This window comes from Catenibacterium sp. CAG:290 (genome assembly GCF_000437715.1).
Taxonomy (GTDB): domain Bacteria; phylum Bacillota_I; class Bacilli_A; order Erysipelotrichales; family Coprobacillaceae; genus Catenibacterium; species Catenibacterium mitsuoka_A.
This window is the reverse complement of sequence record NZ_FR898799.1, coordinates 19,091-27,375: the sequence shown is the minus strand read 5'-3', so window position 1 is coordinate 27,375 and position 8,285 is coordinate 19,091. Positions and strand designations below refer to the sequence as shown.

Here is an 8,285-nt window from a genome sequence, read left to right as displayed (position 1 = left end):
AAATTTAGGAAACCCCTAGTTATTTTAAATTACCCACTTTTTACATTAAGGAGTAATTCAATTATCAAATATTATCCGAGGATTTTCAAAGCAGCATCTAATACCTTTTCACCGTTCATCATACCATAGTCACGCATATTGATGACTTCAATTGGTGTAGATGTTAATTCTCTTAATCTCTTTTCCATATGACGAACTTGTGGGCCTAACATAATGACATCCCAGTCATTGAGTTCTTTTTCTGCATCTGTTACTGGGAGAGCCTTAACTTCCATTTCAATGCCTTTATCTTGTGCTGCCTTTTCCATCTTTAATACAAGCATACTTGTTGACATACCAGCATTACATACCAATAAGATCTTCTTCATAAGTCTCTCTCCTTCCTTCATATTTATTATATATTCATTAAATTCCAGTGAATCATTCAATACAAAATTAGAAACAAACTTATCAATATTTGTATATCATTCAAGTGCTTTTATGATAAAAATATATCAAAAAAGTGAAGATAGTCTTCACTTCATTGTTTTATCCCAGACATCCGCTATATTACGACCTACATCTTCTGGATGATGCGCATCACTTGCAGTAATCATCTGGACATGATGGTTTTTAAAGGTCTGTAATAACTGATCTGATAAACCAATATCAGGTGTATGATAACGATAGTAACATCCTACATTGTTTTCTGCTTTCATATGATGCTCATTTAATAATTCAGCAAGTTCATCATATGTAGGCTGTAAGTCATAAGTAGGATAATGGCCAAACATCTTAATCGTATCTGGATGTGCAAGCTGTGTAAATAAATCAGATTTTACAAGTGAGAAAACACATTCATAGTATCTCTTATAGATTTCATCCACAGGATACTTGTTCCATAAGATTTCTTCTGACCATTTCATATCATAGAGTTTACCGTCGATAGAATGAATGGCTCCTACTAAGAAATCAAAATGATAAGGTTTTAATATTTCTCGAATTGTTTCTTCATATTCAGGTACATAACATACCTCTAAACCAAAAGACACCTTAATAGGTAAATCCATTGCCTTGATTTCTTTAATTAAAGCACAATATTCATCTAAAGTACTATGAAACTTCATTTCTTTATTATTTAACCATTCTTCTTGATAAGGAGATGCTTTTCTTACACCTTCATAAACAGGTCTAAATTCTTTAAAACGATGTGTGTGATCAAGAATCTGTATTTCATCCATGCCATTCTTTACTGCACTGTCCACAAACTGTAGTACATATTCTTTTGAGAGATCCCCATATTCTAGATGCATATGTCCATCTATCATAAATATCACCTTCCTTTTTTTGGGATTATAACACATACATATATATAGTTGTAGAAATATGATAAATATTTTAGATAATTCTAAGAAAGTGATTCATATGTCTGACAAGGAAATAAGTGAAGCAGGTTTTAATGTAATACATTAGGATTATCTGATTTATAAGAATCATGTCCCTATTGTACTGATTTCTTCTACTGAATATGATCTTGAAATTGAGATTACGTTAAAATAAAATCACTATAAGAAAATATCTTCCTATAGCACAAGATTAAGTCTATTATTTGTATTAGATACTCTTTATACAGCTTATTTAAGAGACATTATGAAGAGAATATTGAAAAGAAGACAGTGTACTATAATAAAAATGACGGAGGAATAAATATGGATATACGTGCTATTGTATGTGATGTAGATGGAACATTACTGACTAGTAAACAGGTCGTAGATGAAAGAACTGTTGCAGCTATCAAGAAAGCAAGAAGTAAAGGTATATTATTTGGAATATGTACAGGTAGAGATGCAGATAGTGTAAGAAATCATATGAAATCATGGGGTATTGAAGGATGTATTGATTTTGTAGTGGGTTCTGGAGGTTCTGAGATTGATGATTATATTCTTGATATATATCAGGAGAATCATACTTTGAGTCCTGAATTGATTAAAGAAATCATGAATCATTACAAAGATATGGATTGTAACTTTACAATCTGTCATGAAGGTATTCTATATGCACCTACGGATGATGACTATATTAGAAATATGGCTGAGGGTGATGGAATTGAATATAGAGTTGTAGATTTTGATACGTTCTTAACACGTCCTTATCGTAAATTGATGATTATATGTAATCCAAGCTATATGCCTCAGATAGTGGAACGTTCTAAATCATTTAAGAATAGAGAATATAAAGCGTCTGCCTTAGTGACTACCAGTTTTTTATATGAATATATGGATCCTCATGTGTCTAAGTCTAATGGTTTAAAAGAGGCTTTAGCCCTTCATGATATTTCTATATCTCAATGTATGGCTTTTGGTGATGAAGATAATGATATAGATATGTTGGAAGAAGCAGGTGTTGGTGTAGTAATGGAAAATGGGTCTATTCATGCGAAAGCTGTCGCTAACTATATCACAGAGGATAAAGATTCTAATGGAATAGGTGTATTTATTGAAAAGTTTATATAAGCTTTTTTATCATTTTATGAGCGTTTTTTAAGAAAAATGATATAATGTGAAATGGTTAAGAAAGGAGTCAATAAAATGGCAAAAGTTGATATTATTTCTGGATTCTTAGGTGCTGGTAAAACAACACTTATTAAAAAATTATTAAATGAATCTTTAAAAGATGAAAAGTTAGTACTCATTGAAAATGAGTTTGGTGAAATTGGAATTGATGGTGGTTTTATGCGTGATGCAGGTATTACTGTCAATGAATTAAGTCAGGGTTGTATTTGTTGCAGTCTTGCAGGTGATTTTGAAACAGCTCTAAAGGAAGTTGTAGATACATATCATCCTGATCGTATTATTATTGAACCAACAGGTGTTGGTAAGTTATCTGATATTATTGCGGCTGTACAGAAGGTACATGGTGCTGATTTAATACTTGACCGTTTCTTTACTGTAGTAGATGCAAAGAAATGTAAGATGTATCATAAGAACTTTGGTGAGTTCTTTAATAACCAGATTGGTGCAGCAAGCTGTGTAATCTTAAGCCGTTCACAGGATGTGTCTGAAGAAAAGATTGCGGAATGTTTAGATATTATTAGAGAATTAAATCCTCATGCACCAGTCGTTACTACTCCATGGGATCAGATTACAGGTGATATGATTCTTGAAGCAAGTAATCATAAGGATGCTTTAGAAAAGGCATTGATTGCAGCTGAAAAGGAACATCAGGAAAGTGTTCATGGACATCATCATGAACATCATCATCACCACGATCATGACCATGAATGTGGTCACCATCATGATCACGAATGCGAATGTGAACATCACCATGAACATGATCATGAATGTGAATGTGGTCATCATCACGATCATGAACATCATCACCATGATGGAGAAAGCACATTATACTATGATGAAGAAGATATGCATGATGCTGATGAAGTATTCAATAGTATTGGTATTGAAACAGCACATCCATTTACTAAAGAAGAACTTGATGATAAGTTAAAGACTTTAGGTACTGATGACTCTTTAGGTCATATTCTTCGTTCTAAAGGTATTGTGAAGGGTACTGATGGTAAGTGGTTTGAGTTTGACTTTGTAAGTGGTGATTATGAAATCCGTGAATGTACACCAGATGTTGGTGGAAGAATGTGTGTGATTGGTGAAAAGCTTGATGCACATAAAATCTATGATTTAATGAAAGGTTAATGTATGGATAATTTAGAAACAAGAATTTATCTATTTACTGGCTTTTTAGAAAGTGGTAAAACAACATTTATCAACGATACAATTATTAATACTGACTTCTGTGATTATGAGACATCTGTGCTTATTGTGACAGAAGAAGGTGAAGTAGAATACAATGAAGCGGCTATTAAGGAACATAACTGTGAAATCGTTTATGTAGAGAATGAAGAAGACTTGACTGCCGATTTCTTTAAGGATTTAAAGGAGAAATATCATCCTACACAGGTTCTTGTAGAATTTAATGGTATGTGGAATGTGGATCAGTTTGTAGAATCAAAATTCCCTGAAAACTGGGATGTTGTACAGATTCTAACTACTATCAATGCCTCTACTTTCCAGCTTTATGTGAATAACATGCGTGCACTCTTATTCCAACATTGTGCTAAGAGCGACTTAGTCATCTTTAACCGTATTGAAGATGGTATGAAGAAGTCTACTTTAAGAAACAACATCAAGGCAATGAATCCTGTATGTCAGATCATCTATGAAAATAAAGATGGTTCTGTAAATACTATGCAGGATGATGAATTACCATATGATTATACACAGGATCATTTAGAAGTGGCTGATCATGATTTTGGTATCTTCTGTTATGATGCGATGGAACATCCAGAACGTTATGATCAAAAGACAATTAAAATCAAAGGTAAATTCATAGGTCGTGATAAAGTAATTCCTAATGGTTTTATTCTTGGTCGTTATGCAATGGTATGCTGTGAACAGGATACTTCATTAATTGGTATGCTTTGTGTAAGTGAATATGCGTCTAAATTCATACCTAATGAATGGCTTCTATTAGAAGGTCATACACATATTGAATATGATCCATCTATGAATGCGAATATCTGTGTTCTTGATGTAGATCATGTTGAAGGGGCTAAACCTTTAGATAACGAATATGTTACATTTGATTAATCCAGGATTATTTCCTGGATTTTTTCGTATTATAAAACTAGATATTACGTATAGTAAATAGTACTACTTCACACATTCCATGTATTTAACTAAAGTCATTAATTCTATTCCCAAAAAACCATAAAAATCATTTAAATGTGTCATAAAAAATCAATCATGTAAGCCTCTAAATTATAGAGCATCCTAACATAATTTATTATGCACTATTGTTTTAGGAATGTATGTTTTAGAACTATGTAATAGTTCTTTAGGAACAGTTCATAAACTATATTATTTTCAAATGTTTTTTAGCGGTAATAGAAAAGGTGTCTGCTATTTTATAGCAAACACCCTTTCTTAATGACACGAAGGTATTAGTTTTCTTTATCTTAATACCATTGCCTATTTCACTTAAGGAAGCATATCATGAGTATCATTATGATATTTTTGCTGCGTAATATTATCGTCTAAAGCAGCATTTTACTTAAAAAGAGCGATTTTATTTAATACATAAGTATAATTTTAGAATTACTCATGTTTAGTTAAGATTAAAAAACCAAATATAATAATAAGTGCAATAATAACAATGCAACATGCAAAAATAAAATCAAGGACAACATGATCAAGTTCTGGTTGAGCCAAATAAGTATTACTAAACAACGAATAAATAATATAAACCATTAGATAGGCTAAAAGAATTGAGACAATAATTTTGATAATCATTTTATTTTTTATTGTACTATTTCCTCCCGTTAAAAATAGTTAGTACTTACAATTTTATTGTAATATATTTATATAGAATATTACAGACTTTTAATCTTCAGTCTTTTTCATATAATCATTTAAATGAATACCATTTTTTAAAGCATCTATGACATGATCTTTATCGATCACATTTTCTACCTTTTCATCTAAAATCATTCCAATAAAACGGGCATCATCATCAATTGTAAAAGGACAACAGAAATAGAAATGATTCCCATCTTTAAATTCAAAGCGATAATCAAGAACATACCAATCTCTAGCAATCGGTGTTCTATAATTTTCATAACGATGTTTTAAAAGAAGTTCTACGCTTTGAATATCTTCATATTTATATTCATTCATAAACTTAGGTTCTTTTCCAAATAAAACGGCATAGAAATATTTCACATTATCCTTGAAACCTTTAAAACGATAATAACGAATACGATCATTTAAAAACTCTACAGATTGGCTTAAGAAATCAGCAGCAATTAAACCATTTGTAAATACAAATGAAATCACTAATACTGAAAGTACTCTTGTTAAAACATCTTGCTCATTTACAGCACTAAAGAATAAAACAATTAAAAATGTAGGAATAAATCTATATAAGAATTTTTTTATTGCGAGTTTTTTTGTAAGTCTTCTTCCAAGAGATACTGTATCCGTTGTTTTTTTATAACCTAATTTATAATTCTTTGTTTCTCTTTGGATTTGTTGTAAAGCGGGTAACATTGGTAAATCTTTTCTTACATACATTTCAATATTTCCTTGAACTTCTTCTAAACTCTTAATTTGTTTTTCTAGATGAATTTGATTGATTTTTAAACATTCTTTAAAATCTAGTTCATTATTTAAAATTGCTTTTACATCATCAATAGAAATATTTAAATTACGTAAAAATTTTACCATGATCAATTTTTGTAAATCTTCTTGGCTATAACTACGATAACCATTGTCATCTCTTTGTGGTGTAACGATTCCTTCCTTTTCATAATAGAAGATGGTATGTTTTGAGATTCCTAATTCTTTTTCTAATTCGTGTGTTTTCATAGATAACACCCCTTCCTTAACTTTATCTAACACTATAGAGTTACTTTATAGTCAAGGTTTTTTATCAAATTTTGAATGAACTGTAAGAAATCCTGGCTGATTTTTGTTTTCTTGAACATAAATCCAGTGATTTTTTAAAGAACCATTTATGATTTCTAAAATCTTATCTGTAGGATAACTTTTACCATCTTGTCTAAGTTCTAACCCACCGCATGTACATCCACCAACACCATGAATTGAATATTCTATATTATTTTCTTTAAGTAATTGATTGATTTCTAGAATCATATTAAAGTGTACAACATTATTCATATAAACAACCCTTTACTTTATTATAAACAAAAAGGAAGCTAAACGCTTCCCCTTATAAACACATTTTATAAATATTTAAACAATCTTCTTGGCTCGATGGTCGATAAGCTCTTGGTAAAGAGTCTTGACCATAACAAGCCTTAACCTTTAATTCGTCAAATTTTTCATTTGTTTTTTTACATCACTTTTGGTTTTATATTGTATAGAACATACAGTATATGTTAATTCTCCCTATGATACATATATTAAAGCCTATGGCATAGTGATTATTGGACTGATTATTATCTTTGGTCTTCTAATCCTTAAAAAACTGGATGACTTAAAACACAAATAATATTCTTAAGAAATGGGAGCTTTCCCCTTTTATATTGATTTAATGGCTATTTTTTCGTATAATAGGCAAGGTTATCGAGGTGATATAATGAAAGATTTTTGGTATGAATGTAAACACGTATGTAAACAGACAGGCGCAAGATATGGGATTCTTCATACACCACATGGTGATGTAGAAACACCTATGTTCATGCCTGTAGGAACACTGGCAACAGTAAAAGGTATTTCTCCTGAACAGCTTAAAGAAATGGGCTCTCAGGTTGTACTTGCGAATACTTATCATTTATGGTTAAGACCAGGAAGTGATATTGTAAGAGATGCAGGAGGGCTTCATCAGTTCATGAACTATGATGGACCTATTCTTACAGACTCTGGAGGATTCCAGGTATTCTCATTAGGTAAGACACGTAAGATTGAAGAAGAAGGTGTTACCTTCAAGAGTATTGTAGATGGTTCTAAGCTATTCTTATCTCCTGAAAAGTCTATCGCAATTCAGGAAGATTTAGGGGCTGATATTATTATGAGTTTTGATGAATGTGCACCTTATCCATGTACTCATGATTATATGAAGAACTCTGTAGAAAGAACATTAAGATGGGCTAAGAGAGGTCAGGAAGCACATAAGAGAGAAGACCAGGCTTTATTTGGTATTGTCCAGGGTGGTGAGTTTGCAGATTTACGTGAACTAAGTGCTAAGACTTTAGTTGATATGGATTTCCCTGGTTATTCTATTGGTGGTACTTCTGTAGGTGAACCTAAACCAATCATGTATAAGATGATTGAAGATAGTGTTAAGTGGTTACCTGAAGATAAGCCTAGATATTTAATGGGCGTAGGTAATCCTATTGATTTAATTGAAGGTGCTATGAGAGGTATTGATATGTTTGACTGTGTACTTCCTACACGTGTCGCAAGACATGGTGCACTTATGACTCATCATGGACGTATGAATATCAATAATGAAAAGTATAAACGTGACTTTACTCCTATTGATGATAAGTGTCATTGTTATGCATGTAGAAATTATACAAGAGCTTATTTAAGACATCTTCACAAGTGTGATGAAATCTTTGGTAAGTCTTTATTATCTATTCACAATGTTGCATTCTTATTAGATCTTGCAGCAGATATTAGAAAAGCAATTCAAGAAGACCGTTTAGCTGATTTTAAGGAAGAATTCTTAGAACAGTATGGTCGTGATGTTTATGAAAGGGCGTTTTAGTT

The 8,285-nt window shown here is 31.5% G+C and carries 8 protein-coding genes; 4 read left to right on the top strand and 4 right to left on the bottom strand.

What is annotated here, in order from left to right; all coding sequences use genetic code 11:
- Positions 1–71: 71 nt before the first annotated feature.
- Positions 72–368 carry a PTS sugar transporter subunit IIB gene (locus QVO42_RS04225; RefSeq protein WP_022424927.1) on the bottom strand — a complete coding sequence of 99 codons (297 nt, stop codon included), beginning with the start codon at positions 366–368 and terminating at the stop codon, positions 72–74.
- A gap of 147 nt (positions 369–515) precedes the next feature.
- Positions 516–1,307 (bottom strand): histidinol-phosphatase HisJ family protein, encoded by a 792-nt coding sequence (locus tag QVO42_RS04220; RefSeq protein ID WP_022424926.1) that lies wholly within the window; start codon positions 1,305–1,307, stop codon positions 516–518.
- 381 nt (positions 1,308–1,688) lie between these two features.
- Between QVO42_RS04220 and QVO42_RS04215 the strand changes: the two genes are divergently transcribed.
- The 3 genes from QVO42_RS04215 to QVO42_RS04205 all read left to right on the top strand — a co-directional run bounded on the left by QVO42_RS04215 (position 1,689) and on the right by QVO42_RS04205 (position 4,640).
- The gene (locus tag QVO42_RS04215; RefSeq protein WP_022424925.1) at positions 1,689–2,492 is read left to right on the top strand and encodes a Cof-type HAD-IIB family hydrolase; all 804 of its coding nucleotides are present in this window, start codon (positions 1,689–1,691) and stop codon (positions 2,490–2,492) included.
- 75 nt (positions 2,493–2,567) lie between these two features.
- On the top strand, positions 2,568–3,686 hold the full coding sequence (locus QVO42_RS04210) for a CobW family GTP-binding protein (protein WP_022424924.1): 1,119 nt from the start codon (positions 2,568–2,570) through the stop codon (positions 3,684–3,686).
- 3 nt (positions 3,687–3,689) lie between these two features.
- On the top strand, positions 3,690–4,640 hold the full coding sequence (locus QVO42_RS04205) for a TIGR03943 family putative permease subunit (protein ID WP_022424923.1): 951 nt from the start codon (positions 3,690–3,692) through the stop codon (positions 4,638–4,640).
- Positions 4,641–5,432: 792 nt separating this feature from the next.
- Here the strand turns inward: QVO42_RS04205 and QVO42_RS04200 are convergent.
- Positions 5,433–6,416: a MerR family transcriptional regulator gene (locus QVO42_RS04200; RefSeq protein ID WP_022424922.1), complete on the bottom strand. Its 984-nt coding sequence runs from the start codon at positions 6,414–6,416 to the stop codon at positions 5,433–5,435.
- 51 nt (positions 6,417–6,467) lie between these two features.
- Positions 6,468–6,728 carry an RDAC family protein gene (locus tag QVO42_RS04195; RefSeq protein ID WP_022424921.1) on the bottom strand — a complete coding sequence of 87 codons (261 nt, stop codon included), beginning with the start codon at positions 6,726–6,728 and terminating at the stop codon, positions 6,468–6,470.
- Positions 6,729–7,149: 421 nt separating this feature from the next.
- Here QVO42_RS04195 and tgt point away from each other — a divergent pair, with 421 nt between their 5' ends.
- A complete protein-coding gene (tgt, locus tag QVO42_RS04190) occupies positions 7,150–8,283 on the top strand; it encodes a tRNA guanosine(34) transglycosylase Tgt (protein ID WP_022424920.1) in 1,134 nt (377 codons plus the stop codon).
- Positions 8,284–8,285 lie beyond the last annotated feature (2 nt).